Below are 24,747 nucleotides of genomic sequence, written 5' to 3'. Positions count from 1 at the left end.
TTGTCTATTTGAGTTTGTTAACATTCTGCTAAATTATCGTGGGTAAGGTTATCCGGATAAGGGAGATATGATGAAGCAGGCATTACGTGTAGCATTTAGTTTTTTAATGCTGTGGGCAGCAGTACTGCACGCAGAAGTACGTATCGAGATCACCCAGGGGGTGGACTCGGCACGCCCAATCGGTGTTGTTCCGTTCCAGTGGGCCGGTCCTGGCGCTGCACCTGAAGATGCCGGTGGCATCGTGGCGGCTGACCTGCGTAACAGCGGTAAATTCAACCCGTTAGATCGTTCTCGTCTGCCGCAGCAGCCGGGCAGCGCGCAGGAAGTACAGCCTGCAGCATGGTCTGCACTGGGTATTGATGCCGTGGTTGTGGGTCAGGTTACGCCTAACCCGGACGGCTCTTACAACGTGGCCTGGCAGCTGGTGGATACCGGCGGTGCACCGGGTACCGTTCTGGCACAGAACTCTTACAAGGTCACTAAGCAGTACCTGCGCTACGCGGCACACGCTGCCAGCGATGCGGTATTTGAAAAACTGACCGGCATTAAAGGGGCGTTCCGTACCCGTATTGCTTATGTGGTACAGACCAACGGTGGTCAGTTCCCGTATGAGCTGCGCGTATCTGACTACGACGGCTACAACCAGTTCCTGGTGAAACGTTCTTCACAGCCGCTGATGTCTCCAGCCTGGTCTCCGGACGGTTCTAAACTGGCCTATGTAACCTTCGAAAGCGGTCGTTCAGCGCTGGTTATCCAGACGCTGGCAAACGGTGCTGTTCGTCAGGTGGCGTCTTTCCCACGTCACAACGGTGCACCTTCCTTCTCTCCGGACGGGTCTAAACTGGCGTTTGCGCTGTCAAAAACCGGTAGCCTGAACCTGTACGTGATGGACATTGGCTCTGGCCAGATCCGTCAGGTGACCGACGGTCGCAGCAACAACACTGAACCTTCATGGTTCCCGGATAGTCAAAACCTGGCGTTTACTTCTGACCAGGCTGGCCGTCCACAAATCTATAAAGTCAACATCAACGGCGGTGCTCCGCAGCGTATTACCTGGGAAGGTTCGCAGAACCAGAACTCAGACGTGAGCAGCGACGGTAAATTTATGGTAATGGTGAGCTCCAACGGTGGGCAGCAGCACATTGCCAAACAGGATCTGGTAGCGGGTGGCGTTCAAGTTCTGTCGTCAACGTTCCTGGATGAAACGCCAAGTCTGGCACCTAACGGCACGATGGTAATCTACAGCTCTTCTCAGGGGATGGGATCTGTGCTGAATCTGGTTTCTACAGATGGGCGTTTCAAAGCGCGTATTCCGGCAACTGATGGACAGGTAAAATCACCTGCCTGGTCGCCGTATCTGTAAATAATAATTAATTGATTACTAAAGGAATCATAGAAATGCAACTGAACAAAGTGCTGAAGGGGCTGATGATCGCTCTGCCTGTAATGGCAATCGCAGCGTGTTCTTCTAACAAGAACGCCAGCAATGACCAGAGCGGCGAAGGCATGATGGGTGCCGGCACCGGTATGGACGCGAACGGCAATGGCAACATGTCTTCTGAAGAGCAGGCGCGTCTTCAGATGCAGCAGCTGCAGCAGAACAACATCGTTTACTTCGATCTGGATAAATACGACATCCGTTCTGACTTCGCTGCGATGCTGGATGCTCACGCTAACTTCCTGCGTAGCAACCCATCTTACAAAGTCACCGTAGAAGGTCACGCGGACGAACGTGGTACTCCAGAGTACAACATCTCCCTGGGTGAACGTCGTGCTAACGCTGTTAAAATGTACCTGCAGGGTAAAGGCGTTTCTGCTGACCAGATCTCCATCGTTTCTTACGGTAAAGAAAAACCTGCAGTACTGGGTCACGACGAAGCGGCTTACTCCAAAAACCGTCGTGCCGTACTGGTTTACTAAGAGAATTGCATGAGCAGTAACTTCAGACATCATCTGTTGAGTCTGTCGTTACTGGTTGGAATAGCGGCCCCCTGGGCCGCTTTTGCTCAGGCACCAATCAGTAGTGTCGGCTCAGGCTCGGTAGAAGACCGGGTCACTCAACTCGAGCGTATTTCTAACGCTCACAGCCAGCTTTTAACCCAACTCCAGCAACAACTTTCTGATAACCAAAACGATATTGACTCTCTCCGCGGCCAGATTCAGGAAAGCCAGTATCAGTTGAACCAGGTTGTGGAACGTCAGAAGCAGATTTTGCTGCAGATAGATAGCCTGAGCAGCGGTGGTGCAGCAGCACAAGCACAGCCAGCCGCGGGCGATCAGACCGGTGCGGCGACATCAGCTCCGGCTGCGGATGCTTCTGCTGCAACAGGTGCGCCTGTACAGAGCGGTGACGCGAATACGGACTACAACGCGGCCATTGCCCTGGTGCAGGATCAATCTCGTCAGGATGACGCGCTTGCTGCGTTTCAGAACTTTGTTAAGAAATACCCTGATTCCACTTATCAGCCAAATGCGAATTACTGGCTCGGTCAGTTGAATTACAACAAGGGTAAAAAGGACGATGCGGCGTTTTATTTTGCCTCAGTGGTGAAAAATTACCCGAAATCGCCAAAAGCGCCTGATGCGATGTATAAAGTGGGCGTCATCATGCAGGACAAAGGCGACACTGCGAAAGCCAAAGCGGTTTATCAGCAGGTGGTCTCTAAATTCCCGGGTACCGAAGGTGCTAAGCAGGCGCAAAAACGTCTGAATTCGATGGGATGATTATCGCATGACCAGAAATCGCGTTATTTCTGGTCGTGCCGCATGATTCGTAAGCAGTTAAGTGATCTTCATCGAAATTTTTGTTGCGCTGAATTCTTAAATCAGTAATATATGCCGCCGTTGCCACGGGATATCAAACAACGTGAAAACAGCGTAAAAGTGGGTCGTTAGCTCAGTTGGTAGAGCAGTTGACTTTTAATCAATTGGTCGCAGGTTCGAATCCTGCACGACCCACCACTTAACGCACACCAGCAGTACAGAGTGGGTGATTAGCTCAGTTGGTAGAGCATCTCCTTTACACGGAGGGGGTCGGCGGTTCGAGCCCGTCATCACCCACCACTCGGGTCGTTAGCTCAGTTGGTAGAGCAGTTGACTTTTAATCAATTGGTCGCAGGTTCGAATCCTGCACGACCCACCAATTTTAATGTCTTACTCAGATATTAAACGTGAAGGATAACGTTGCTTTAGCAACGGCCCGAAGGGCAAGGCGAAGCCGAGTCATCCTGCACGACCCACCACTCTCCGGTGGTACCGAGTAAAAATCTTCGAAGTCAGCACCCGAATGGGTCGTTAGCTCAGTTGGTAGAGCAGTTGACTTTTAATCAATTGGTCGCAGGTTCGAATCCTGCACGACCCACCACTTCGAAGATAAAATCCCGCAAGGGGTCGTTAGCTCAGTTGGTAGAGCAGTTGACTTTTAATCAATTGGTCGCAGGTTCGAATCCTGCACGACCCACCAGTGTAGAAAGGCGCCCTAAAGGCGCCTTTTTGCTATCTGCCGTCTGTGCAGGTCGGGCAAGGCGAAGCCGCTGGCCGACAAATGCTATCCGCACCTATTTCCGGTGACTTTTCCTCTCATATTCGCTATCTTGTTTAGTATACAAAACACAATTGCCATGCGTTTTGCTATGTCATGCAAAAGAAAGGCAATATTGTTAAGCCCGTAAAACGAGAAGCCATAATGAGTGTGATGTTTGATCCTGAAGCCGCAATCTATCCGTTTCCGCCAAAGCCTGTCCCGCTGAGCCAGGACGAAAAGCAATTCTACCGTGAGAAGATCAAACGTCTTCTCAAAGAACGAGATGCGGTGATGGTAGCCCATTACTACACCGACCCGGAAATTCAGCAGCTGGCGGAAGAGACCGGCGGCTGTATTTCTGACTCACTGGAGATGGCACGCTTCGGTGCAAAACATCCTGCTTCCACGCTGCTGGTTGCTGGCGTGCGTTTTATGGGCGAAACGGCAAAGATCCTGAGCCCTGAAAAAACCATTCTGATGCCGACGCTTAACGCGGAGTGTTCGCTGGATCTCGGCTGCCCGATTGACGAATTCACGGCCTTCTGTGACGCCTACCCTGACCGGACCGTGGTGGTTTACGCCAACACCTCTGCGGCGGTAAAAGCGCGGGCAGACTGGGTTGTCACCTCCAGCATCGCCGTTGAGCTGATTGAACATCTGGATAGCCTGGGCGAGAAAATTATCTGGGCGCCTGACCGCCATCTTGGAAATTATGTCCAGAAGCAGACGGGGGCTGACGTTCTCTGCTGGCAGGGGGCCTGCATTGTGCACGACGAATTCAAAACCCAGGCGCTGGCGCGCATGAAGGCACTTTATCCTGACGCCGCGATTCTTGTTCACCCTGAATCACCGCAGTCGATTGTCGACATGGCGGACGCCGTGGGCTCAACCAGCCAGCTTATCAACGCGGCCAGAACGCTGCCTAACAGGCAGCTCATCGTGGCGACCGATCGCGGTATCTTCTATAAGATGCAGCAGGCCGTGCCGGAGAAAGAGCTCCTGGAAGCGCCAACGGCAGGTGAGGGCGCAACGTGCCGCAGCTGTGCGCATTGTCCGTGGATGGCGATGAATGGCCTGAAGGCCATTGCCGAAGGGCTCGAGACGGGCGGGGCAGCACATGAAATCCATGTGGATGCCGCCCTGCGTGAAGGTGCATTAATTCCGCTTAACCGCATGCTGGATTTTGCGGCTACACTACGTACTTAATTCAAAACGACCGGGGAAAAGATGGATTTTTTTAGCACGCAGAACATTCTGGTTCATATACCGATTGGTGCAGGTGGCTATGACCTGTCATGGATTGAGGCCGTTGGCACGCTGGCGGGATTACTCTGTATCTGGCTGGCAAGCCTGGAGAAGATCGGCAACTACGCGTTCGGGCTGATTAACGTTACGCTGTTTGCGATTATCTTCTTCCAGATCCAGCTGTACGCCAGTCTGCTTTTGCAGTTGTTCTTCTTCGCCGCCAATATTTACGGCTGGTACGCGTGGTCGCGTCAGAACAGCCAGCAGGAGGCCGAGCTGCAGATCCGCTGGCTGCCCTTGCCGAAAGCCATCGCCTGGTTTGTCGCCTGCGTGGTCGCCATTGGCTTAATGACCGTCTATATCAATCCGGTGTTTGCGTTCCTGACCCGCGTTGCCGTTTCGGTCATGTCCGGTTTCGGCCTGAATGTGACGATGCCCGAGCTCCAGCCGGATGCCTTCCCGTTCTGGGATTCCTGCATGATGGTGCTGTCGATTGCGGCGATGATCCTGATGACCCGTAAATACGTTGAGAACTGGCTGCTGTGGGTCATCATCAACGTGATCAGCGTGGCGATCTTCGCCCTGCAGGGCGTCTATGCGATGTCGCTGGAATATCTGCTGCTGACCTTCATTGCGCTGAACGGCAGCCGGATGTGGATTAAAAGCGCGCGTGAGCGAGGTTCTCACGCGCTTTCCAGCTAGTGGTTATGATGATGTGAATGTCCGGACTGCGCCTCGTTAAGGTGGCAGTCCGGCCCGTTACAGGGCTGATACTCCATCTGGATGGTGGCGTGGCCAATTTCGTAGTGATGTTCAAGAAAATGCTGGATGCGCTCAAGCAGCGCATCGTGGTCGTGAGGCGGGATCACCTGGACGTGCAGCGTCATGACCGGTTTTTCCCCCACCAGCCAGACGTGAACGTGATGAACGTTGCGCACTTCCGGAACTGAACGGCGCAGGTTGCGCTTTAGCTCGTCAATATCCATCGATGCCGGTGCCCCTTCAAGCAGTTCATTCACGCTCTCCTTCAGCAGCCGCCAGGCGCTGCGTAAGACCAGACACGACACCAGCACGGACAGAATCGGATCGACAGGCGTCCAGCCGGTGTAGAGGATCACCAGCGCGGCGACAATCGCCCCGACTGAGCCGAGCAAATCACCCAGAACATGCAGAGCCGCAGCGCGTACGTTGAGGTTCTTTTCCCCGCTGCCGCGGTGCAAAATCCAGAAGGCGAGGATATTTGCCAGCAGCCCCGCCACGGCAATCACCATCATTGTCGCCCCGGCGATAGGCTGCGGGTGTCTGAAGCGCTGTACGGCCTCCCAGACGATAAGAACGGTAATGACCACCAGCGCAATAGCGTTAACAAACGCGGCGAGGGTTGTCAGCCTCAGCCAGCCGAAGGTATGGCGCGCATTGGGAGGACGACGCGCAAACTGCACCGCCAGCAGGGCGAAGAGCAGCGCTGCGGCATCGGTCAGCATGTGTCCGGCATCAGCCAGTAGCGCCAGAGAGTCGGAAATCAGGCCGCCAATGACCTCGATGACCATAAACGTTGCCGTGACGCCAAAGGCCAGCATCAGTCGTTTAGCGTTGTCGTTGCCGGGAGAGGGTGAGTGGGAATGGGAGTGAGCCATGTCTGCTTTCCTGATATGTTATTGTTTTTAGTGTAGCGTTTTTAATAGGTTACTCCAAAAAGAAAGGAGAGCCAGAGCTCTCCTTTTTCTTCCCGAACCCCCCGTTACTGGGTGGTGCCATCGGTTTTGGTATTCGCGTCGTTTCCTACTTTGTCATTAGGGTCAGGGCATTTACCGTCCTTGCACATTGAGTTCTTATGAACCTCGTCCGAACTCATATTGTCATGATTCATGGTACCGGAACCGCTGCCGTTGGGATGCAGCATGGTGCCGCCGGTGTTGGTATTACCGGTATTGATCTGGCTGTTGTCGACATTATTCGGGGCGATATTCTGTTTCGCATCAGGGGCGGGCTGGCCTGCTGCTGCCGCGGCATTCGCATCACCGTTGCTGTCAGATGTGCCCGTTTCCGCGGCCAGGACGCTGCCGCTGGCCAGAGTGAGTGTGGCGGTCAGGAAGAGGGTTGCCAGTTTTGTCATTTTCATCATGGTGCTCCTGTTCTTGTCGTTACGCTGGATAACATTCTCCAACAGTGCATCTTTTTCTGAGGCGAAAGATTCCGCCTTACGGACTTACGTCAGTAGGGAATCGCGTTTAAGCGTGTAAAATTGGTTGTTACAGTTAAAAAGCTTAGGTTAGATCTCGTTTTTCGCTATTTTGTGGCGATTTTTAGGCGAATTCCAGGAATTATCTGCGTGAAGTGTAAAACCGTGTTTACACTTCCTGATCGACAAGATAGATTGAAAGGATTGCTTTCATTACTAAAGATATGGCAGAGCTGGAAAGAAAATGAATTATCAGAACGACGATTTACGTATTAAAGAGATCAATGAGTTATTACCTCCTGTAGCGCTCCTTGAGAAATTCCCCGCCACTGAAAATGCCGCAAATACGGTTTCTCATGCTCGTAAAGCGATCCATAAGATCCTGAAAGGTAATGACGATCGTCTTCTGGTGGTGATTGGCCCGTGCTCCATTCACGATCCTGCAGCTGCGAAAGAGTACGCTGCCCGTCTGTTCACCCTCCGTGAAGAGCTGAAGGACGAGCTGGAAATCGTGATGCGCGTTTATTTTGAAAAACCGCGCACCACCGTGGGCTGGAAAGGGCTGATTAACGATCCGCATATGGATAACAGCTTCCAGATCAACGACGGTCTGCGCATTGCGCGCAAGCTGCTGCTGGAGATCAACGACAGCGGCCTGCCTGCGGCCGGTGAATTCCTGGACATGATTACGCCACAATACCTGGCAGACCTGATGAGCTGGGGCGCAATTGGTGCGCGCACGACTGAATCTCAGGTGCACCGCGAGCTGGCGTCCGGTCTTTCTTGTCCGGTGGGTTTCAAAAACGGCACTGACGGCACCATTAAGGTGGCTATCGACGCCATTAACGCAGCGGGCGCGCCGCACTGCTTCCTGTCCGTAACCAAATGGGGCCATTCAGCAATCGTTAACACCAGCGGTAACGGTGACTGCCATATCATTCTGCGCGGCGGCAAAGAGCCGAACTACAGCGCGAAACACGTGGCAGAAGTGAAGGTCGGGCTGGAAAAAGCCGGGCTGCCACCGCAGGTGATGATCGATTTCAGCCATGCCAACTCCAGCAAGCAGTTTAAAAAGCAGATGGAAGTGGGTGCAGACGTCTGCCAGCAGATTGCCGGCGGTGAGAAGGCGGTGATTGGGGTAATGATCGAAAGCCATCTGGTTGAAGGTAACCAGAACCTGGAAGGCAGCGAGCCGCTGGTGTATGGCAAAAGCGTCACCGATGCCTGCATTGGCTGGGACGATACCGATACCATCCTGCGTCAGCTGGCGAATGCGGTAAAAGCGCGCCGCGGCTGAATTCTCAGGCACAAATAAAAAAGCGCGGAAGGCTCCGCGCTTTTTTTATGCCTTGCGAAAATTACTTCGCTTTACCCTGGTTCGCGACAGCCGCTGCTTTCGCCGCGATCTCTTCTGCGTTACCCAGATAGTAATGTTTGATTGGCTTGAAGTTTTCGTCGAACTCATACACCAGCGGTACGCCGGTTGGGATGTTCAGTTCGAGGATTTCGTCTTCACCCATGTTGTCCAGGTATTTCACCAGCGCACGCAGGGAGTTACCGTGAGCAGCGACGATCACGCGCTCGCCGCTTTTCAGGCGTGGCAGAATGGTTTCGTTCCAGTAAGGCACAACGCGGTCGATGGTCAGCGCCAGGCTTTCGGTGGTTGGCAGCTCAGCGTCGGTCAGCTTCGCGTAACGCGGGTCGTGGCCCGGGTAACGCTCGTCATCTTTGGTCAGCTCTGGTGGGGTGATTGCGAAGCCGCGACGCCACTGTTTAACCTGCTCGTCGCCATATTTCTCAGCGGTTTCCGCTTTGTTCAGGCCCTGCAGCGCACCGTAGTGACGTTCGTTCAGTTTCCAGGACTTCTCAACCGGCAGCCAGGCCTGATCCAGTTCGTCCAGCACGTTCCACAGGGTGTGGATGGCACGTTTCAGCACAGAGGTGTAAGCAAAATCAAAGCTGAAGCCTTCTTCCTTCAGCAGTTTACCCGCTGCTTTTGCTTCGCTTACGCCTTTCTCAGACAGATCAACGTCGTACCAACCGGTAAAGCGGTTTTCGTTGTTCCACTGGCTTTCGCCGTGACGCACCAGGACCAGCTTAGTTATAGCCATCTCTTACTCCTCAAGCATTTTTAGAATGATAACAATTCTCATTATATTGCCGTGGCCGTGCCACCAGCAACGCTTAACCCTAACCATAGCGAAAATAGTCTCTGAGTGTAAGATGCTTGTGAATCCAGGGTTATGATTTTGTCTGCGATCGGCGCTATTTTCAGCAAGGCGTGCAGAAAAAAGCCCTCCGGAGGGAGGGCTGGATATTAATGTGGAATAAAATGATATTCCGTCACGCTCACGTACTCTTTACCCGGGCGCAGCACGCAGTCCGGCTGCGGCCATTCCGGATGGTTCGGGCTGTCCGGCAGGAACTCGCTCTCCAGCGCCAGGCCTTGCCAGTCGCTGTACTCATCATGTTCGCGCGCCGTCGTGCCGCCGAGGTAGTTGCCTGAGTAAAACTGCAGTGCAGGGGCTGTGGTATAAACCGTCATCTGCAGTTTCTCATCCGCAGACCAGACCTGTGCGGCAGGCTGTTTCACATCGCCTTTGGCCTGCAGCAGGAAAGCGTGGTCGTAGCCTTTTACCTTACGCTGATCGTCATCGCTCATGAAATCCTGGGCGATGGACTTCGCGCTGCGGAAGTCAAAGCTGGTGCCGCTCACGTCTTTGAGGCCCTGATACGGAATGCCCATCTCGTCAACTGGAAGATATGCATCCGCCAGGATCTGCAGCTTGTGGTTACGCACGTCGCACTGGCTACCGTCCAGGTTGAAATATGCGTGATTGGTCAGATTGACCGGACACGGCTTATCGACCGTCGCACGGTATTCGATGGCGATACGGTTGTCGTCGGTCAGCGTAAAGCGCGCGGACGCGACAAGGTTCCCCGGGAAGCCCTGGTCGCCATCAGGCGAATCCAGCGAGAACAGCACTTCGCCATCGTTTTGACGAACAATCTTCCAGCGGCGTTTATCAAACCCGTCCGGTCCGCCGTGCAGCTGGTTCTCACCCTGGCTTGGAAGCAGGGTGTACTGCACGCCGTCGAGTTCAAAACGGCTCTTCGCGATGCGGTTAGCATAGCGCCCGACGGACGCGCCCAGATAGGCGGACTGATTGACGTACTGCTCAGGCGAGGCGCAGCCGAGCAGGGTCTCACGCACGCTGCCGTCCGGCATCGGTACGCGGGCAGAAAGAAGGGTAGCCCCCCAGTCCATCACCGTAACGACCATCCCCGCGCTGTTGCGCAGGGTTAACAGGCGATACGGCAGACCATCCGGTGCAAGGGTAGGTGTTTCGTTTAGCACTGTCCGGCTCCTTGTGATGCTTTACAAACATAGAAGGTTTCTTTGATGCCCGTTTTTGCTTCGTACTGCTTCGCCACGGCATCCTGTACGGCAGGGACCAGCTCTTCTGGCACCAGCGCAACGATACAGCCGCCAAAACCGCCGCCCGTCATGCGCACGCCGCCTTTCTCGCCGATGGTGGCTTTAACGATGTCCACCAGGGTGTCGATCTGCGGAACGGTGATTTCAAAATCATCGCGCATGGAGGCGTGAGATTCCGCCATCAGCTCACCCATGCGTTTCAGGTCACCTTTCGCCAGCGCGGACGCGGCTTCAACGGTACGGGCATTTTCCGTCAGCACGTGACGAACGCGTTTGGCGACTACCGGATCCAGCTCGTGCGCCACTTTGTTAAATTCATTGAGCGTCACGTCGCGCAGAGCAGGCTGCTGGAAGAAGCGGGCGCCGGTTTCGCACTGCTGGCGGCGGGTGTTGTATTCACTGCCCACCAGCGTGCGCTTAAAGTTGCTGTTGACGATCACCACAGCCGCGCCTTTTGGCAGGGGAACGGCTTTGGTGCCCAGCGAGCGGCAATCAATTAACAGGGCATGCTCTTTTTTGCCCAGCGCGGAGATCAGCTGGTCCATAATGCCGCAGTTGCAGCCCACGAACTGGTTTTCTGCTTCCTGACCATTCAGGGCGATTTGCGCGCCGTCCAGCGGCAGATGATAAAGCTGCTGGAACACGGTGCCAACGGCGACTTCCAGCGACGCAGAGGAGCTTAAGCCCGCACCCTGCGGCACGTTGCCGCTGATGACTAAATCCGCACCGCCAAAGTTCTTGTTGCGCTTCTGAAGGTGTTTCACCACGCCGCGCACGTAGTTAGACCACTGCTGGCTGTCGTGCGTCACAATCGGGGCATCGAGGGAAAACTCGTCCGTCTCATTACCGTAATCCGCCGCAATCACGCGAACATTACGGTCGTCGCGCCTCGCGCAGCTGATGACGGTCTGGTAATCGATGGCGCACGGCAGCACGAAACCGTCGTTATAGTCGGTGTGTTCACCGATCAGGTTAACGCGGCCTGGCGCCTGGATAACGTGGGTGGCAGGGTAGCCAAATTTCTCAGCAAACAGGGATTGTGTTTTATCTTTCAGACTCATTTTTTAGACTCCTGATTCGCGATAGTGGACGTCGCTAACGGCACGCAGACGTTCTGCCGCCTGTTCCGCCGTCAGGTCACGCTGGGTTTCCGCCAGCATTTCATAGCCCACCATGAATTTACGCACCGTCGCAGAGCGCAGCAGCGGCGGATAGAAATGGGCGTGCAGCTGCCAGTGTTGATTCTCTTCGCCGTTAAACGGGGCGCCGTGCCAGCCCATGGAGTACGGGAAAGAGCACTGGAACAGGTTGTCGTAACGGCTGGTCAGCTTTTTCAGCGCCAGGGCAAGGTCGTCGCGCTGCGCGTCGCTGAGATCGGTGATGCGCTGCACGTGTGCTTTCGGCAGCAGCAGCGTTTCAAACGGCCAGGCGGCCCAGTAAGGGACGACGGCCAGCCAGTGTTCAGTTTCCACCACGGTGCGGCTGCCGTCGGCCAGCTCGCGCTGGGTGTAGTCCACCAGCATCGGCGAACCGTTTTCCGCGTAATACGCTTTCTGCAGACGGTCTTCACGCTCGGCTTCGTTAGGCAGGAAGCTGTTCGCCCAGATCTGGCCGTGCGGGTGCGGGTTTGAGCAGCCCATGGCCGCGCCTTTGTTTTCGAACACCTGCACCCACGGATAGCTCTGCCCCAGCTCTGCGGTTTGCGCCTGCCAGGTGCTGACGACCTCTTTCAGCGCGTCCACGCTCAGCTCGGGCAGCGTTTTGCTGTGATCCGGCGAGAAGCAGATCACGCGGCTGGTTCCGCGCGCGCTTTCGCAGCGCATCAGCGGATCGTGGCTTTCCGGCGCGTCCGGCGTGTCGGTCATCAGGGCGGCAAAATCGTTGGTGAACACGAAGGTGCCTTGGTAGTCAGGGTTTTTGTCCCCGGTGACGCGCGTGTTGCCCGGACAGAGGAAGCAGTCCGGGTCATGCTGTGGCAGCGTCTGTTTTGCAGGCGTCTCCTGAGCCCCCTGCCAGGGGCGCTTGGCGCGATGCGGAGAAACCAAAATCCATTGCCCGCTTAACGGGTTAAAACGACGATGAGGATGATCGACGGGATTGAATTGCGTCATGACGGATCCTTAGTCCGGATAGCCTTGCGGGTGGCGTGACTGCCAGTGCCAGGTATCCTGTGCCATTTCATCAAGCGTGCGCGTCACACGCCAGTTGAGCTCTTTGTCGGCTTTGGTGGCATCGGCCCAGTAAGCCGGCAGATCGCCATCACGACGCGGAGCGAAGTGGTAGTTCACCGGCTTACCGCAGGCTTTGCTGAAGGCGTTAACCACGTCCAGCACGCTGCTGCCGACCCCGGCGCCGAGGTTGTAAATATGCACGCCCGGCTTGTTGGCCAGCTGCTGCATGGCCGCAACGTGACCGTCGGCCAAATCCATCACGTGGATGTAGTCGCGCACGCCGGTACCGTCTTCGGTCGGATAGTCATTGCCAAAAATCGCCAGCGAGTCGCGGCGACCCACGGCAACCTGGGCGATATACGGCATCAGGTTGTTCGGGATGCCCTGCGGATCTTCACCCATGTCGCCGGACGGATGCGCGCCGACCGGGTTGAAGTAGCGCAGCAGCGCGATGCTCCACTCCGGCTGTGCTTTTTGCAGGTCGGTCAGGATCTGCTCCACCATCAGCTTGCTTTTGCCGTACGGGCTTTGCGGTGTACCGGTCGGGAAGCTTTCAACGTAAGGGATTTTGGGCTGATCGCCGTAGACGGTGGCGGAGGAGCTAAAGATGAAGTTTTTGACGTTCGCAGCGCGCATGGCGGAGATGAGACGCAGAGTACCGTTGACGTTGTTGTCGTAATACTCGAGCGGCTTTGCAACGGATTCACCGACCGCTTTCAGACCCGCGAAGTGGATCACCGCTTCGATGGCGTGGTCGTGAAGGATCTCGGTCATCAGCGCTTCGTTGCGGATGTCGCCTTCCACGAAAGTCGGTTGTTTACCGCCAAGGCGTTCAATCACCGGCAGCACGCTGCGCTTACTGTTGCACAGGTTGTCGAGGATGATGACGTCGTGACCGTTTTGCAGCAGTTGCACGCAGGTATGACTACCTATGTAACCGCTACCACCTGTTACCAGAACTCGCATATTTCGCTCCATTGGGCTTATGATATGTAATAACCATAGCATAACAGAGACGCGAAAAGTGTGACATCGGATAAAATAGTGGAATCGTTTACACTCGTTTTCACACTCGCTTTTTCAATGACTGAGTGCATTTTAGATCAAAGAGATAGCGATGTATTGATGCAAGTTATCTGAAAAAGAGGAGGGCAGAGCCCTCCACGGTTAATCGACGTTGCTGAGAAGGTAGCGATAACCCTCACCGTCGGGAACAAACTCCAGGCGATGCGTGATGCAGGCGGGGGCATCTTCGGCATGATGTGAAACGAACAGCAGCTGCGTTTCACCTTCGCTAATCAGCACGTCCACAAAGCGGCGGATAAGCTGGCGATTCAGCGGATCGAGTCCCTGCAGCGGTTCGTCGAGGATCAGAAGCGTAGGGTGTTTCACCAGCGCGCGAACGATCAGGGCCAGACGCTGCTGCCCCCACGACAGACTATGAAACGGCGCGTCAGCGACCCGGTTGTCCATGCCCAGGATATCCAGCCACTGTTGGGCCAGCTTTTGCTGTTTGTCAGACACCGCCTGATAAATACCGATGGAATCAAAATATCCGGAAAGGATCACGTTGCGTACCGTGGTACTGACCCGGTAATCCAGATGCAGGCTGCTGCTGACGTAGCCGATATGTTTTTTAATATCCCAGATGGTTTCGCCGCTGCCGCGACGCCGACCAAACAGCGTCAGATCGTTGCTATAGCCCTGCGGGTGATCGCCGGTGATAAGGCTCAGCAGCGTGGATTTTCCCGCGCCGTTAGGGCCGACAATCTGCCAGTGTTCGCCGGGATTGACCGTCCAGCTAAGACGGTTGAGGATCGGGCGATCGTCATAAGAGACCATCCCATCCCGCAGCACGATGCGCGGCTGGTGGGGATTGAGCGCATGGCGGGCCGAAGGGGCGTCAGGTTCCGGAAGCGTAATTCCGTCGAGTTGTTCACTGTGCGCGAGCTGGGCAATGAGCGCCTGCTTGAGCAGCGCTGTTTTTTCACCGGTCTTGGTCAGGTTACAGTCGGCCAGTACGCCCGCGTGCTGAATAAAGTCCGGAATTTCATCGAAGCGGTTAAGCACCAAAACCAGGGTATAGCCCTGCTGATTAAGCGACTCCAGCAGGGCCGCCAGCTGCGCACGGGACTGCACGTCAAGGCCGTCAAACGGTTCGTCGAGGATAAGCAGCTCGGGCTCGCTCATCAGCGCCTGACAAAGCAGCGTTTTTCGCGTCTCGCCGGTAGAAAGGTATTTAAAGCGCCGGTTCAGCAGGGCGGTGATGCCGAACCGTTCTGCCAGGCGCTGACAGCGGGCGGGATCTTTCACCTCATCCTGAATAATTTCCGCCGTCGTACGGCCGGTATCTTCTTCGCCTGGGCTGAGTAAATCAGTGTTATTGCGCTGCCACTCGTCGCTTACCAGCTTTTGCAGTTGTTCAAATGACAGGCGCGTCAGGCGCGTAAAGTCGCTCTGGTATTCGCCCTTGAGGAGTGGGAGCTCGCCGGCCAGCGCGCGGGCCAGCGCGGATTTACCGCTGCCGTTAGTGCCGACAAACGCCCAGCTTTCGCCCGCGCGTATCGTCAAATCAGCAATCGTCAGCGTTCGGGTATCGCTAAGACGAAACGTGCCTTGCGAAATATGCAATGATGACATGATTTATCCCTGTTTTTGCAGCAATAGATATCAGGGATACGCACTGTCGGCGCGATTGTCAATGCGCTCAGCACAATGTGGCGATAATCACCCGGTCTGCGTTGAACCAGGCGGTAACGACAGAACCTTCTTCTAAACCTTCCGCTTCGCTAAGCGGTATCGTCGCGCAAAGCTGTTGCCCGTCTGCCAGGGTCATCAGCACTTCGCACTGCGCCTGGCCGCGTTCGATATGGCTAATTGCGCCCTGGAGCTGGTTATCGGCCGCCTTTGCGGCGTCGGGATCGCGCGTGATATTGACCCAAGGCGCTTTCAGCAGCACCAGCACCTCTTTACCTTCATCGAGCTCAAGCCGCTCTGCGCTCTGCGCCGTTATTGCGGCTTTCAGACGGGTGGTGCCATCGGCAAGCAGGATCTCAATATGCTGCTGTACCTGGAGATTGTCGCGCGCCGTCACCGTACCAAACCACTTGTTGCGGGCGCTGGTTTGTAACGAGAAGCGGGAAATGGCGGCCAGCAAGCTGTCCAGCGGAACGTTATCGTCGTCGCTCAACGCGTCAAACGCCTTTTGCTGGATCTGGGCCAGCAGATCGTAAAGCTGAATAAGGCGCAGGCCATAGCGCGTCACGATCGCACCGCCGCCGCCTTTGCCGCCTGTGGCTCTGTCCACCAGCGGTTGTTCGCTCAGGGTGTTCATTTCGTTGATGGCGTCCCAGGCACTTTTGTAGCTGATGCCCGCGTTTTTCGCCCCCTGGCTAATCGAGCCCGTTTGTTCTATTTGTTTAAGCAGGGCGATACGTCGCGGATCGGCGAAAAGCTTCTGCTGAAGTCGTAGAGTGAGGAGAATTTCGGCCTGCATAACAGTGTCCTGGCAAAAAGAGTATTGTGACCCAAATGGTGCAGGGCGCAAAGGGTACCGCACAAAAGGGGATGCTTTTCTCACTTGAAAAGGTAGAATGAGCCATTCACAATATCTGGAGAAAACCATGTTAGAGTTGTTGAAAAGTCTGGTATTCGCCGTGATCATGGTACCAGTAGTGATGGCCATCATCCTCGGTGCCATCTACGGCCTGGGTGAAGTGTTCAACGTCTTTTCGAACATTGGTCACAAAGACCAGGCTAAAAAGCAGCATTGATTCCCCACAAAACGCCCGGCGAGTCCGGGCGTTTTGCTCTCAAGATTTTCCCGTTTACGCCGATATTATTTAACGCATCACGCCGGTTTACCCCTTCAGCGGTACGATTAAACGCTGGGATCTCCCTGACGTTACCGTTATATTAATATGTATATAACGCTACTCACAGGAGTTACAGATGGCACGTTCATGGGTACGCCTTTTCGCAGGGGCAATGCTGACGCTTTCACTTACCGGACACGCGCTGGGGGACGAGGGTAAAATTACGGTCTTTGCCGCGGCGTCGCTGACCAACGCGCTGCAGGACATCGCGGCGGCGTATAAAAAAGAGAAAAACGTCGAGGTGGTCTCCTCTTTTGCCTCTTCCTCGACGCTGGCGCGCCAGATAGAAGCGGGCGCACCGGCGGATCTGTTCATCTCGGCTGACCAGAAGTGGATGGATTACGCGGCGGAGAAGAAATCGATTGATGCCACAACCCGCGAAACGCTGCTGGGGAATAGCCTGGTTGTCGTGGCGCCAAAAGCCAGCGCGCAGGCGGACATCACCATCAACAAACAGACCCACTGGACGAGCCTGCTGAACGGTGGCCGTCTGGCGGTGGGCGACCCGGAGCACGTTCCGGCCGGGATTTATGCCAAAGAAGCGCTGCAAAAGCTGGGTGCATGGGAGACATTGTCACCGAAGCTGGCCCCGGCGGAAGACGTGCGCGGCGCGCTGGCGCTGGTTGAGCGCAACGAAGCCCCGCTGGGCATTGTGTATGGCTCTGATGCCGTTGCCAGTAACGGTGTAAAAGTGGTCGCAACGTTCCCGGAAGACTCCCACAAGAAAGTGGAATATCCTGTTGCGATTGTTGATGGACATAAAAATGCGGCCGTGACGGCCTTCCGCGATTACCTGAAAGGGCCGGAGGCGTCCGCAATCTTTAAACGTTATGGATTTACGACTCACTGATGATATTGACCGATCCTGAATGGCAGGCTGTTCTGCTGAGCCTAAAAGTCTCTTCCCTGGCGGTTGCGCTGAGCTTGCCCTTTGGGATCTTCTTTGCCTGGCTACTGGTTCGCCGTCAGTTTCCCGGCAAAACGCTGCTCGACAGCGTGCTGCATCTTCCGCTCGTTTTGCCGCCCGTGGTGGTCGGTTACCTGCTGCTGATTTCGATGGGGCGACGCGGTTTTATCGGCGAGAAGCTCTACGACTGGTTTGGGCTGACGTTTGCGTTCAGCTGGCGCGGTGCGGTGCTGGCGGCGGCGGTGATGTCATTCCCGCTGATGGTGAGGGCGATACGCCTCGCGCTGGAAGGCGTGGACATGAAGCTCGAACAGGCGGCCCGCACGCTGGGCGCTGGGCGCTGGCGCGTCTTTTTCACCATCACGCTCCCGCTTACGCTGCCGGGCATTATTGTCGGGACGGTGCTGGCCTTCGCCCGCTCGCTGGGCGAGTTTGGCGCGACGATCACCTTTGTGTCGAACATCCCCGGCGAGACGCGAACCATCCCGTCGGCAATGTATACCCTGATTCAAACGCCGGGCGGTGAAGGCGCGGCGGCGCGGCTGTGTATTATTTCAATTGTGCTGGCGCTGGTATCGCTAATGGTGTCTGAATGGCTGGCGCGGCTCAGCCGCGAGCGGATGGGGAAATAAGCATGCTGGAACTCCATTTCACCCAGACGCTGGGAAACCATACCCTGACGCTTAACGAGACGCTGCCGGCAAGCGGAATCACCGCCATCTTTGGCGTGTCGGGGGCGGGAAAAACGTCGCTGATTAATGCCATCAGCGGCCTGACCCGCCCGCAGTCTGGCCGTATTGTCCTGAATGACCGCGTCCTGAATGACGTGGAGAACAAAATTTACCTCTCGCCGGATAAACGCCGCATCGGCTATGTTTTCCAGGACGCACGCCTGTTCCCGCACTACAGCGTGCGCGGCAACCTGCGTTACGGCATGGCGAAAAGCATGGCCGGGCAGTTTGACAAGCTGGTGACGCTTTTAGGCATTGAGCCTCTGCTCGACAGGCTGCCATCGTCGCTCTCCGGCGGAGAAAAACAGCGTGTGGCCATTGGCCGCGCGTTGCTCACCGCCCCCGAGCTGCTGCTGCTCGACGAACCGCTGGCCTCGCTCGATATTCCGCGTAAACGCGAACTTCTGCCTTATCTACAGCGCCTGACGCGCGAAATTAATATTCCGATGCTCTACGTCAGCCATTCGCTGGATGAGATCCTCCATCTGGCCGATAAGGTGCTGGTGCTGGAAGAGGGCAGCGTGAAGGCCTTCGGCAACCTGGAAGAGGTGTGGGGCAGCAGCGTAATGCACCCGTGGTTACCCCGCGAACAGCAGAGCAGCATCCTGAAAGTGAGCATTCTGGAACATCACCCGCACTACGCAATGACCGCCCTGGCGCTGGGCGACCAGCATCTGTGGGTCAATAAGATCGACAAACCGCTACAGTCCGCGCTGCGTATTCGCATCCAGGCGTCGGACGTCTCGCTGGTGCTGCAGCCGCCGCTGCAAACCAGTATTCGAAATATTCTGCGCGCCAAAGTCGCGGAGTGTTTTGATGATAACGGCCAGGTGGAAGTGAAGCTTGAAGTCGGCAGCAGGACGCTCTGGGCGCGCATCAGCCCGTGGGCGAGGGATGAGTTAGGGATCAAACCCGGCCTGTGGCTTTACGCGCAAATTAAGAGCGTCTCGATCACCGCCTGATTACAGCAGGTGGGTGTAAATGTACTGCGCGATGCTGTCGGTGGTGTTGTCACCAATCACCACGTTGGCGCGGGCTTTTACCGCGTCGTCGGCATTGCCCATCGCCACGCCGGTACCGGCGGCTTCCAGCATGCTGATGTCGTTGTAGTTGTCGCCGAAGGCGATCACGTCACGCATCGACCCGCCCTGTGATTCCACATACTGCGTCAGGCGCTTGCCTTTGCTGTTGCCTTTGCGGGCAATGTCCACCTGGTCATGCCAGGACCATTCGCACTCCAGGCCCAGCGTCTGTTCCACGTGTTTTGCGAAGGTATTCAGTTTGGCGGTGTCTTCATCCGTCAGGGCGAATTTCCAGATAGCCTCAACGTCCTGGGCTGCCTGACGCAGGGAGGAAACCTGGGTAAAGACCGGACGCTGCGCTTCAGGCAGGGACAACGCCCAGTTGCTGGTGCGCACCACGTGGCCAGTAGGGCGCTCGTACACCATCGCGTTATCCACGTACATCAGGCCGTGAACGGCATGCTCATCCAGCAGATCGATCAGCTGCAGCGCCTGGGGAACCGGCAGCGGGTCGGATTCTAAAACCTTTTTTGCCTGATAATCATACAAATAAGTACCATTACAACAAATTGCAGGTGTATCTAACGCCAGTGCCTGATAAAAAGGGTGAATGGCAACGTGATGTCGACCCGTTACGATAAGGAGTTGATATCCCACTTCCTGCGCGCGTTTTAGCGCCTCAAGGGAGGAGGGGAGAAGGGTTTTTTGCGGCGTCAGTAAGGTACCGTCTAAATCCAGAGCAATCACACGCGAGGTCATCTGTTTTCCCGGGTTAATATTGAATTTACGTTTTGATGGGATGGTACACCGAGAGGCGAACGCTTCAAAACTCCTGTCGACAATTCAGCATTCACCGTCAAAAGTTAACTACTTTCATGCGCAGTGAGGAGTGAATATTCATGAAACAAACCGTTTATACCGCCAGTCCTGAAAGCCAGCAGATCCACGTCTGGCGTTTAAATACCGAAGGGACACTCACGCTGGTTCAGGTTGTTGATGTGCCAGGCCAGGTGCAACCGATGGTCATCAGCCCGGATAAACGTTTCTTGTACGTGGGTGTGCGCCCGGAGTTCCGCGTGCTGGCCTATCGCATTTCTCCGGACGATGGCGCGCTGACGTACACTGCCGAAGCCCCGTTGCCGGGCAGCCCAACCCATATCTCGACCGATCGTAAAGGCAACTTTGTCTTCAGCGGCTCGTATAACGCGGGCTGCGTCAGCGTAACGCGTCTGGAAGATGGTATTCCGGTCGAAACCGTGGATGTGGTGGAAGGGCTTGAAGGCTGCCACTCGGCGAATATCTCTCCGGATAACCGCACGCTGTGGGTGCCTGCGCTGAAGCAGGATCGTATCTGCCTGTTCACCCTGAGCGACGATGGTCACCTGGTGGCGCAGAATCCTGCCGAAGTGACTACCGTTGAAGGCGCCGGTCCGCGCCATATGGTTTTCCATCCGAACCAGCAGTACGCCTACGTGGTCAATGAGCTGAACAGCTCTGTGGACGTATGGGAGCTGAAAGATCCAAACGGTCAGATTGAGTGCGTGCAGACGCTGGACATGATGCCGTCTGATTTTTCCGACACCCGCTGGGCGGCGGATATCCACATTACGCCAAATGGTCGCCATCTGTACGCCTGCGACCGTACCTCCAGCCTGATTACCGTCTTTAGCGTCTCTGAAGACGGTAGCGTGCTGGCGATTGAAGGGTTCCAGCCAACGGAAACCCAGCCGCGCGGCTTTAATATCGATCACAGCGGTAAATACCTGATTGCGGCGGGGCAGAAATCCCACCACATCGCGCTGTATGAAATTAAAGGCGAGCAGGGGCTGCTGGAAGAGAAAGGGCGTTATGCCGTAGGCCAGGGGCCAATGTGGGTGGTGGTAAACGCTCACTAAGCGGCTAAAAACAAAAAACCTCGCGAATGCGAGGTTTTTTTATCTCTGTAGGCCGGGTAAGGCGAAGCCGCCACCCGGCAAAACAGCTTACTGCTTAGGCTCAGCAACCACTTTGCTACCCAGACCGCGGTTATTGTATTCCCACATGCGGTTGAAGTTAGCGTCGTTCAGGTTGCGCTGCACGTTCCCTTTATCATCCACCGCGCCGGTATTGCCGGAGAATGGACGTTTGGAGATCGCGGCATCAGCCCACGGCTTCGCCATGTTGAAGCCTTCGTTGATCACGCTGTCGCGGATCACGACCTGACCGTTGGTCGCAGAGTCCACGTCCAGGGAGCGTCCCAGCTGCGCCACGCCGTCACCGGCAGCATTAAAGCGGCTGTTCACGGCCAGGAAGCCGTAGAAGAGGTTAGACTGGGTTGCCGGAGCAAACACGTAACCTTCCTGCTGAGTGCGTGAGTTCACCACGCGGAAATCGGTATTATCAAACACCACCGCGCCGCGACCGGACACCAGATCCACGTCACCTTCAACGTAGCTGTTGGTCACCAGGGTACGGGTCAGGCGGTTATTCTGCAGGGTGTTCTGCACGCCGCTGTTGGTCACGAAGAAGGTGTTCTGACGGCCCAGAATGTTGACGTTGTTAATCTGCACCTTATCGCCATCGCTACGCAGCGCAACGGCCTGGTGGCTGCCGGCATCAACGCTGTCGCCCAGGGTATTCTGAATGGTCAGGTTCTGCAGCTGCAGACCGTTATTCTGAGACCAGAATACCGCCGAGCACATCACGCCAATGGTGGCGGAACGCTTGCTCTGGCAGTTATCAAACATATACCACGCAGGTTTGCCCGGCATATATTTACCGGCCGGATTCACCAGGTGACGCCAGGCGTTGCTGTCGATTTCGGAATCAATCGCCAGGCCAATTTTTACGTCGATCGCTTTTTCGCCCAGACCGTAAAGCGTAATGCTGCCAGGGGCCGCCGGAACATACACGGTGCCTTCATATTCACCCGGCAGGATCGCGATGTACTGGCGAGACGCGCTGTGTTTAGTGATGGCAGCATCAACCGCAGCCTGAATAGAGGTATGCGTTACGCCCTGCGCACCCGCCGGGCCAACCACGAAGTCAGGCTGTTTAGGCAGGTTGATAGAAGACGGTGTCCACGGCGCAGCGTTAGGATCCATCGCCGAGAAGTAGTGCGCACGATCGAAGTTCTTCGCTTCATCAGCGGACAAAATCGGGCGGGAGGCGGTACCGGGCGCAACCTGCTCAGAAGGGCGCTGATCCGGTGGTGTTGAACTGCATGCGGATAAGGTCACGCCAAAGGCGAGTGCTAACGCCAGACGGGAAATCCTGGAAATGTTCAAGGTAGAGCTCCTGGGTATGCAAGTCTTAAACGGGATAGACGAAATAGCCTGCTTTTTTATACTAAGTTGAGCGAAACGGGAAGATAAAAAGGGTAAAAGTTGCATTTTTAGCCCCGGAGCGGCAGGTAGGTGATCACAAATAAATAACATTTTCCGTCAAGGCGGTTGACAGTAGACGGTGGATACAAATAAATGTCTATACAACCTAAGACAAGTGGAATGCCCCATGCAGCAGATTCATCCCGACGATGTAATATGGCGAAATGCGCGACTGGCTACGATGGCGTCGGACGTACCTGCGCCTTATGGACTGAAAGAGCAACACGCCCTGGTCGTGCGCGGCCACACTATTCTGGCCGTGATCCCTGAATCTGACATTCCTTCCGGACACCGACACTGTGTCGATCTTCAGGGACGTCTGGTCACGCCTGGCCTGATTGACTGCCATACCCACCTGGTATTTGGCGGCGACCGCGCGGCGGAGTGGGAGCAGCGTCTGAACGGCGTCTCTTATCAAACTATCAGCGCCCAGGGGGGCGGGATTAACGCGACCGTGACGGCGACGCGCAGCAGCTCAGCCGAAACCTTGCTGAAACTGGCGCAGCAGCGGCTCCAGCGTCTCATGAATGAAGGCGTGACGACCGTTGAAATCAAATCGGGATACGGGCTCAACGCCGAGGCCGAAGAGAAGATGCTGCAGGTTGCCCGCCAGCTGGGCCTCAATAATCCGATTGATATCAGCCCAACGCTGCTGGCGGCCCATGCGGTTCCACCGGAATACCGGCAGGATCCGGATGCCTACCTCACGCTGGTCTGCGAGCAGATACTGCCTACGCTGTGGCAAAAAGAGTTATATGAAGCAGTCGACGTGTTTTGTGAAAACGTCGGCTTTACCCCGTCGCAGACCGAGCGTCTTTTCCAGGCTGCCGCCGCGCTCGGTATCCCGGTGAAAGGGCATGTCGAGCAGTTGTCGAATCAGGGCGGCGCGGCGCTGGTCAGCCAGTATAAGGGCCTTTCCGCCGATCATATTGAGTATCTCGACGACGCAGGCGTTCAGGCGATGGCGGAAAGCGGCACGGTTGCCGTCCTGTTGCCGGGTGCGTTCTATTTTCTGCAGGAGCGCCAGCGTCCGCCGGTTGAACAGCTCAGAAAACAGGGCGTGCCGATGGCCGTCGCCACCGACTATAACCCCGGCACCAGCCCGTTTGCGAGCCTGCACCTGGCGATGAACATGGCCTGCGTTCAGTTTGGCCTGACCCCGGAAGAAGCCTGGGCTGGCGTCACGCGCCATGCCGCGCAGGCGCTGGGCCGTGACGCAACCCACGGGCAGCTGCGGGCAGGGTTTGTCGCCGATTTTATCGTCTGGGATGCTCATCATCCGGTTGAGATGGTCTACGAGCCGGGACGCAATCCGCTGTATCAACGTATTTTCCGTGGGGAGGCAGTATGAGGTTATGGCGGCCCGTAGCCGAAACCGTCTGGCAGGGGCGCGATGACAGCGCCGAGGCCAGCAGTGCAAAGCGCATTTTCCAGACGATAAAGCAGCAGGGCCAGTTCACGCCGCTTTCATCCGGCATCGCGCTGATAGGCTTTGAATGTGATGAAGGGGTAAAACGCAATCAGGGCAGGCCCGGCGCCGTGCAGGCACCGGATATGCTGCGAAAAGCGCTGGCAAATATGGCTAGCCATCAGGGGCATGACCGGCTGGCGGATATGGGCTCGGTGTACGTTGAAGGCGGCGAGCTGGAAGCGGCACAGCAGGCGTTAAGCGATGCCGTCACGGCCTGTCAGCAGTCCGGGATGCGGACGCTGGTGTTTGGCGGCGGGCACGAAACCGCTTGGGCGCACGGTCGCGGCGTGCTGGAGGCCTTCCCGAACGAGCGGGTTGTCATTATCAACCTTGATGCCCATCTCGATCTGCGCAAGGCCGACCGGGCCACATCCGGCACCCCGTTTCGCCAGCTGGCGCGCTACTGCGATGAGCGCGGGCGGGAATTTCACTATGCCTGCCTTGGCGTGAGCCGGGCGGCGAACACGCTGGCGCTGTGGGATGAGGCCGAACGCCTGAACGTCACGCTGGTGGAAGATCTCCATTTCAGGCGCGATGCGCTATCCGCCCTGGAAAAGGTACTGGCGCAGGCCGACCGTATCTATCTGACGATCGATCTGGACGTCCTGCCCGCCAGCGAAATGCCTGCCGTGTCCGCACCGGCTGCGTTAGGCATACCGGCGCTGGATCTTCTCCCGGTTATCGAACAAATCTGCCGTAGCGGTAAGCTCCAGGCCGCCGATCTGGTAGAGTTTAACCCACAGTACGATCGGGACGGGCAGGGCGCTAAGCTCGCCGCCCGCCTGGCATGGCAAATTGCTCACTGGTGGGCATAAC

General features: G+C 56.1%; 24 protein-coding genes and 5 tRNA genes. 18 read left to right on the top strand and 11 right to left on the bottom strand.

The window, feature by feature from the left end:
* Nucleotides 1-70 precede the first annotated feature (70 nt).
* The 10 genes from tolB to pnuC all read left to right on the top strand — a co-directional run bounded on the left by tolB (nt 71) and on the right by pnuC (nt 5,470).
* Complete coding sequence (gene tolB / locus ACZ6J2_RS10200) at nt 71-1,363, top strand: Tol-Pal system beta propeller repeat protein TolB (protein WP_008501103.1); 1,293 nt, start codon at nt 71-73, stop codon at nt 1,361-1,363.
* Between the two features lie 35 nt (nt 1,364-1,398).
* On the top strand, nt 1,399-1,920 hold the full coding sequence (gene pal / locus ACZ6J2_RS10195; RefSeq protein ID WP_003858578.1) for a peptidoglycan-associated lipoprotein Pal: 522 nt from the start codon (nt 1,399-1,401) through the stop codon (nt 1,918-1,920).
* A 9-nt stretch (nt 1,921-1,929) separates the two neighbouring features.
* Complete coding sequence (gene cpoB, locus ACZ6J2_RS10190) at nt 1,930-2,724, top strand: cell division protein CpoB (RefSeq protein WP_048976319.1); 795 nt, start codon at nt 1,930-1,932, stop codon at nt 2,722-2,724.
* A 161-nt stretch (nt 2,725-2,885) separates the two neighbouring features.
* Nucleotides 2,886-2,961 (top strand) — tRNA-Lys (locus ACZ6J2_RS10185).
* A gap of 26 nt (nt 2,962-2,987) precedes the next feature.
* A tRNA-Val gene (locus ACZ6J2_RS10180) sits at nt 2,988-3,063 on the top strand.
* Nucleotides 3,064-3,066: 3 nt separating this feature from the next.
* Nucleotides 3,067-3,142: transfer RNA gene (locus ACZ6J2_RS10175), tRNA-Lys, on the top strand.
* Between the two features lie 146 nt (nt 3,143-3,288).
* Nucleotides 3,289-3,364, top strand: a tRNA-Lys gene (locus ACZ6J2_RS10170).
* Between the two features lie 23 nt (nt 3,365-3,387).
* A tRNA-Lys gene (locus tag ACZ6J2_RS10165) sits at nt 3,388-3,463 on the top strand.
* Between the two features lie 222 nt (nt 3,464-3,685).
* Nucleotides 3,686-4,729, top strand: coding sequence for a quinolinate synthase NadA (nadA, locus tag ACZ6J2_RS10160; protein WP_069303829.1), 1,044 nt, complete (start codon nt 3,686-3,688; stop codon nt 4,727-4,729).
* Nucleotides 4,730-4,750: 21 nt separating this feature from the next.
* Nucleotides 4,751-5,470, top strand: coding sequence for a nicotinamide riboside transporter PnuC (gene pnuC / locus ACZ6J2_RS10155; protein WP_471725654.1), 720 nt, complete (start codon nt 4,751-4,753; stop codon nt 5,468-5,470).
* Here pnuC and zitB read toward each other — a convergent pair.
* Entirely contained in the window at nt 5,467-6,405 is a 939-nt protein-coding gene (zitB, locus tag ACZ6J2_RS10150; protein ID WP_471725653.1) for a CDF family zinc transporter ZitB, read from the bottom strand. The two genes, pnuC and zitB, sit on opposite strands and share 4 nt — an antisense overlap.
* Nucleotides 6,406-6,509: 104 nt before the next feature.
* Nucleotides 6,510-6,890 carry a protein YbgS gene (locus tag ACZ6J2_RS10145; protein WP_032661161.1) on the bottom strand — a complete coding sequence of 127 codons (381 nt, stop codon included), beginning with the start codon at nt 6,888-6,890 and terminating at the stop codon, nt 6,510-6,512.
* A 304-nt stretch (nt 6,891-7,194) separates the two neighbouring features.
* Here ACZ6J2_RS10145 and aroG point away from each other — a divergent pair, with 304 nt between their 5' ends.
* Nucleotides 7,195-8,247, top strand: a complete 1,053-nt coding sequence (gene aroG / locus ACZ6J2_RS10140; RefSeq protein ID WP_471725652.1) for a 3-deoxy-7-phosphoheptulonate synthase AroG — start codon at nt 7,195-7,197, stop codon at nt 8,245-8,247.
* 61 nt (nt 8,248-8,308) lie between these two features.
* Here the strand turns inward: aroG and gpmA are convergent, their stop codons facing one another.
* From gpmA to modE, 7 genes are all read right to left on the bottom strand, one after another.
* Complete coding sequence (gpmA, locus tag ACZ6J2_RS10135; RefSeq protein ID WP_033144959.1) at nt 8,309-9,061, bottom strand: 2,3-diphosphoglycerate-dependent phosphoglycerate mutase; 753 nt, start codon at nt 9,059-9,061, stop codon at nt 8,309-8,311.
* Between the two features lie 206 nt (nt 9,062-9,267).
* Nucleotides 9,268-10,308, bottom strand: a complete 1,041-nt coding sequence (gene galM / locus ACZ6J2_RS10130) for a galactose-1-epimerase (RefSeq protein ID WP_217072554.1) — start codon at nt 10,306-10,308, stop codon at nt 9,268-9,270.
* Nucleotides 10,302-11,450 (bottom strand): galactokinase, encoded by a 1,149-nt coding sequence (gene galK / locus ACZ6J2_RS10125; RefSeq protein WP_471725651.1) that lies wholly within the window; start codon nt 11,448-11,450, stop codon nt 10,302-10,304. The genes galM and galK overlap by 7 nt, the downstream gene beginning before the upstream one ends.
* Nucleotides 11,451-11,453: 3 nt before the next feature.
* The gene (gene galT, locus ACZ6J2_RS10120) at nt 11,454-12,500 is read right to left on the bottom strand and encodes a galactose-1-phosphate uridylyltransferase (RefSeq protein ID WP_471725650.1); all 1,047 of its coding nucleotides are present in this window, start codon (nt 12,498-12,500) and stop codon (nt 11,454-11,456) included.
* Between the two features lie 9 nt (nt 12,501-12,509).
* Nucleotides 12,510-13,526 carry a UDP-glucose 4-epimerase GalE gene (gene galE / locus ACZ6J2_RS10115; RefSeq protein ID WP_023334950.1) on the bottom strand — a complete coding sequence of 339 codons (1,017 nt, stop codon included), beginning with the start codon at nt 13,524-13,526 and terminating at the stop codon, nt 12,510-12,512.
* Nucleotides 13,527-13,727: 201 nt separating this feature from the next.
* Nucleotides 13,728-15,200, bottom strand: a complete 1,473-nt coding sequence (gene modF, locus ACZ6J2_RS10110; protein ID WP_471725649.1) for a molybdate ABC transporter ATP-binding protein ModF — start codon at nt 15,198-15,200, stop codon at nt 13,728-13,730.
* Between the two features lie 67 nt (nt 15,201-15,267).
* The gene (gene modE / locus ACZ6J2_RS10105) at nt 15,268-16,056 is read right to left on the bottom strand and encodes a molybdenum-dependent transcriptional regulator (protein WP_471725648.1); all 789 of its coding nucleotides are present in this window, start codon (nt 16,054-16,056) and stop codon (nt 15,268-15,270) included.
* A gap of 127 nt (nt 16,057-16,183) precedes the next feature.
* Here modE and ACZ6J2_RS10100 point away from each other — a divergent pair, with 127 nt between their 5' ends.
* The 4 genes from ACZ6J2_RS10100 to modC all read left to right on the top strand — a co-directional run bounded on the left by ACZ6J2_RS10100 (nt 16,184) and on the right by modC (nt 19,035).
* Complete coding sequence (locus ACZ6J2_RS10100) at nt 16,184-16,333, top strand: AcrZ family multidrug efflux pump-associated protein (RefSeq protein ID WP_023310811.1); 150 nt, start codon at nt 16,184-16,186, stop codon at nt 16,331-16,333.
* 178 nt (nt 16,334-16,511) lie between these two features.
* Nucleotides 16,512-17,285, top strand: a complete 774-nt coding sequence (gene modA, locus ACZ6J2_RS10095) for a molybdate ABC transporter substrate-binding protein (RefSeq protein ID WP_471725646.1) — start codon at nt 16,512-16,514, stop codon at nt 17,283-17,285.
* The gene (modB, locus tag ACZ6J2_RS10090) at nt 17,285-17,974 is read left to right on the top strand and encodes a molybdate ABC transporter permease subunit (RefSeq protein WP_471725645.1); all 690 of its coding nucleotides are present in this window, start codon (nt 17,285-17,287) and stop codon (nt 17,972-17,974) included. Before modA ends, modB begins: the two co-directional genes overlap by 1 nt.
* 2 nt (nt 17,975-17,976) lie before the next feature.
* Complete coding sequence (gene modC / locus ACZ6J2_RS10085) at nt 17,977-19,035, top strand: molybdenum ABC transporter ATP-binding protein ModC (RefSeq protein ID WP_471725644.1); 1,059 nt, start codon at nt 17,977-17,979, stop codon at nt 19,033-19,035.
* On the opposite strand, the gene ACZ6J2_RS10080 is transcribed toward modC, so the two are convergent.
* A complete protein-coding gene (locus ACZ6J2_RS10080; protein WP_471725642.1) occupies nt 19,036-19,854 on the bottom strand; it encodes a pyridoxal phosphatase in 819 nt (272 codons plus the stop codon).
* 140 nt (nt 19,855-19,994) lie between these two features.
* Between ACZ6J2_RS10080 and pgl the strand changes: the two genes are divergently transcribed.
* Nucleotides 19,995-20,990, top strand: a complete 996-nt coding sequence (pgl, locus tag ACZ6J2_RS10075) for a 6-phosphogluconolactonase (RefSeq protein ID WP_023292974.1) — start codon at nt 19,995-19,997, stop codon at nt 20,988-20,990.
* An 87-nt stretch (nt 20,991-21,077) separates the two neighbouring features.
* On the opposite strand, the gene ACZ6J2_RS10070 is transcribed toward pgl, so the two are convergent.
* A complete protein-coding gene (locus tag ACZ6J2_RS10070) occupies nt 21,078-22,361 on the bottom strand; it encodes a putative acyl-CoA thioester hydrolase (RefSeq protein WP_048976073.1) in 1,284 nt (427 codons plus the stop codon).
* A 226-nt stretch (nt 22,362-22,587) separates the two neighbouring features.
* Between ACZ6J2_RS10070 and hutI the strand changes: the two genes are divergently transcribed.
* Entirely contained in the window at nt 22,588-23,811 is a 1,224-nt protein-coding gene (gene hutI, locus ACZ6J2_RS10065; RefSeq protein ID WP_471725640.1) for an imidazolonepropionase, read from the top strand.
* The gene (gene hutG / locus ACZ6J2_RS10060) at nt 23,808-24,746 is read left to right on the top strand and encodes a formimidoylglutamase (RefSeq protein WP_047061392.1); all 939 of its coding nucleotides are present in this window, start codon (nt 23,808-23,810) and stop codon (nt 24,744-24,746) included. Before hutI ends, hutG begins: the two co-directional genes overlap by 4 nt.
* Nucleotide 24,747 lies beyond the last annotated feature (1 nt).

The sequence above is a fragment of the Enterobacter sp. E14S genome (genome assembly GCF_055666685.1).
This window is presented reverse-complemented; position numbering and strand designations above follow the sequence as displayed.

What these genes read in the sequence shown, in the direction of transcription:
- tolB (WP_008501103.1), top strand. Translation starts at nt 71, where the DNA reads ATGAAGCAGGCATTACGTGTAGCATTTAGTTTTTTAATGCTGTGGGCA.
- pal (WP_003858578.1), top strand. Translation starts at nt 1,399, where the DNA reads ATGCAACTGAACAAAGTGCTGAAGGGGCTGATGATCGCTCTGCCTGTA.
- cpoB (WP_048976319.1), top strand. Translation starts at nt 1,930, where the DNA reads ATGAGCAGTAACTTCAGACATCATCTGTTGAGTCTGTCGTTACTGGTT.
- nadA (WP_069303829.1), top strand. Translation starts at nt 3,686, where the DNA reads ATGAGTGTGATGTTTGATCCTGAAGCCGCAATCTATCCGTTTCCGCCA.
- pnuC (WP_471725654.1), top strand. Translation starts at nt 4,751, where the DNA reads ATGGATTTTTTTAGCACGCAGAACATTCTGGTTCATATACCGATTGGT.
- zitB (WP_471725653.1), bottom strand. Translation starts at nt 6,405, where the DNA reads ATGGCTCACTCCCATTCCCACTCACCCTCTCCCGGCAACGACAACGCT.
- ACZ6J2_RS10145 (WP_032661161.1), bottom strand. Translation starts at nt 6,890, where the DNA reads ATGAAAATGACAAAACTGGCAACCCTCTTCCTGACCGCCACACTCACT.
- aroG (WP_471725652.1), top strand. Translation starts at nt 7,195, where the DNA reads ATGAATTATCAGAACGACGATTTACGTATTAAAGAGATCAATGAGTTA.
- gpmA (WP_033144959.1), bottom strand. Translation starts at nt 9,061, where the DNA reads ATGGCTATAACTAAGCTGGTCCTGGTGCGTCACGGCGAAAGCCAGTGG.
- galK (WP_471725651.1), bottom strand. Translation starts at nt 11,450, where the DNA reads ATGAGTCTGAAAGATAAAACACAATCCCTGTTTGCTGAGAAATTTGGC.
- galT (WP_471725650.1), bottom strand. Translation starts at nt 12,500, where the DNA reads ATGACGCAATTCAATCCCGTCGATCATCCTCATCGTCGTTTTAACCCG.
- galE (WP_023334950.1), bottom strand. Translation starts at nt 13,526, where the DNA reads ATGCGAGTTCTGGTAACAGGTGGTAGCGGTTACATAGGTAGTCATACC.
- modF (WP_471725649.1), bottom strand. Translation starts at nt 15,200, where the DNA reads ATGTCATCATTGCATATTTCGCAAGGCACGTTTCGTCTTAGCGATACC.
- modE (WP_471725648.1), bottom strand. Translation starts at nt 16,056, where the DNA reads ATGCAGGCCGAAATTCTCCTCACTCTACGACTTCAGCAGAAGCTTTTC.
- ACZ6J2_RS10100 (WP_023310811.1), top strand. Translation starts at nt 16,184, where the DNA reads ATGTTAGAGTTGTTGAAAAGTCTGGTATTCGCCGTGATCATGGTACCA.
- modA (WP_471725646.1), top strand. Translation starts at nt 16,512, where the DNA reads ATGGCACGTTCATGGGTACGCCTTTTCGCAGGGGCAATGCTGACGCTT.
- modB (WP_471725645.1), top strand. Translation starts at nt 17,285, where the DNA reads ATGATATTGACCGATCCTGAATGGCAGGCTGTTCTGCTGAGCCTAAAA.
- modC (WP_471725644.1), top strand. Translation starts at nt 17,977, where the DNA reads ATGCTGGAACTCCATTTCACCCAGACGCTGGGAAACCATACCCTGACG.
- ACZ6J2_RS10080 (WP_471725642.1), bottom strand. Translation starts at nt 19,854, where the DNA reads ATGACCTCGCGTGTGATTGCTCTGGATTTAGACGGTACCTTACTGACG.
- pgl (WP_023292974.1), top strand. Translation starts at nt 19,995, where the DNA reads ATGAAACAAACCGTTTATACCGCCAGTCCTGAAAGCCAGCAGATCCAC.
- hutI (WP_471725640.1), top strand. Translation starts at nt 22,588, where the DNA reads ATGCAGCAGATTCATCCCGACGATGTAATATGGCGAAATGCGCGACTG.
- hutG (WP_047061392.1), top strand. Translation starts at nt 23,808, where the DNA reads ATGAGGTTATGGCGGCCCGTAGCCGAAACCGTCTGGCAGGGGCGCGAT.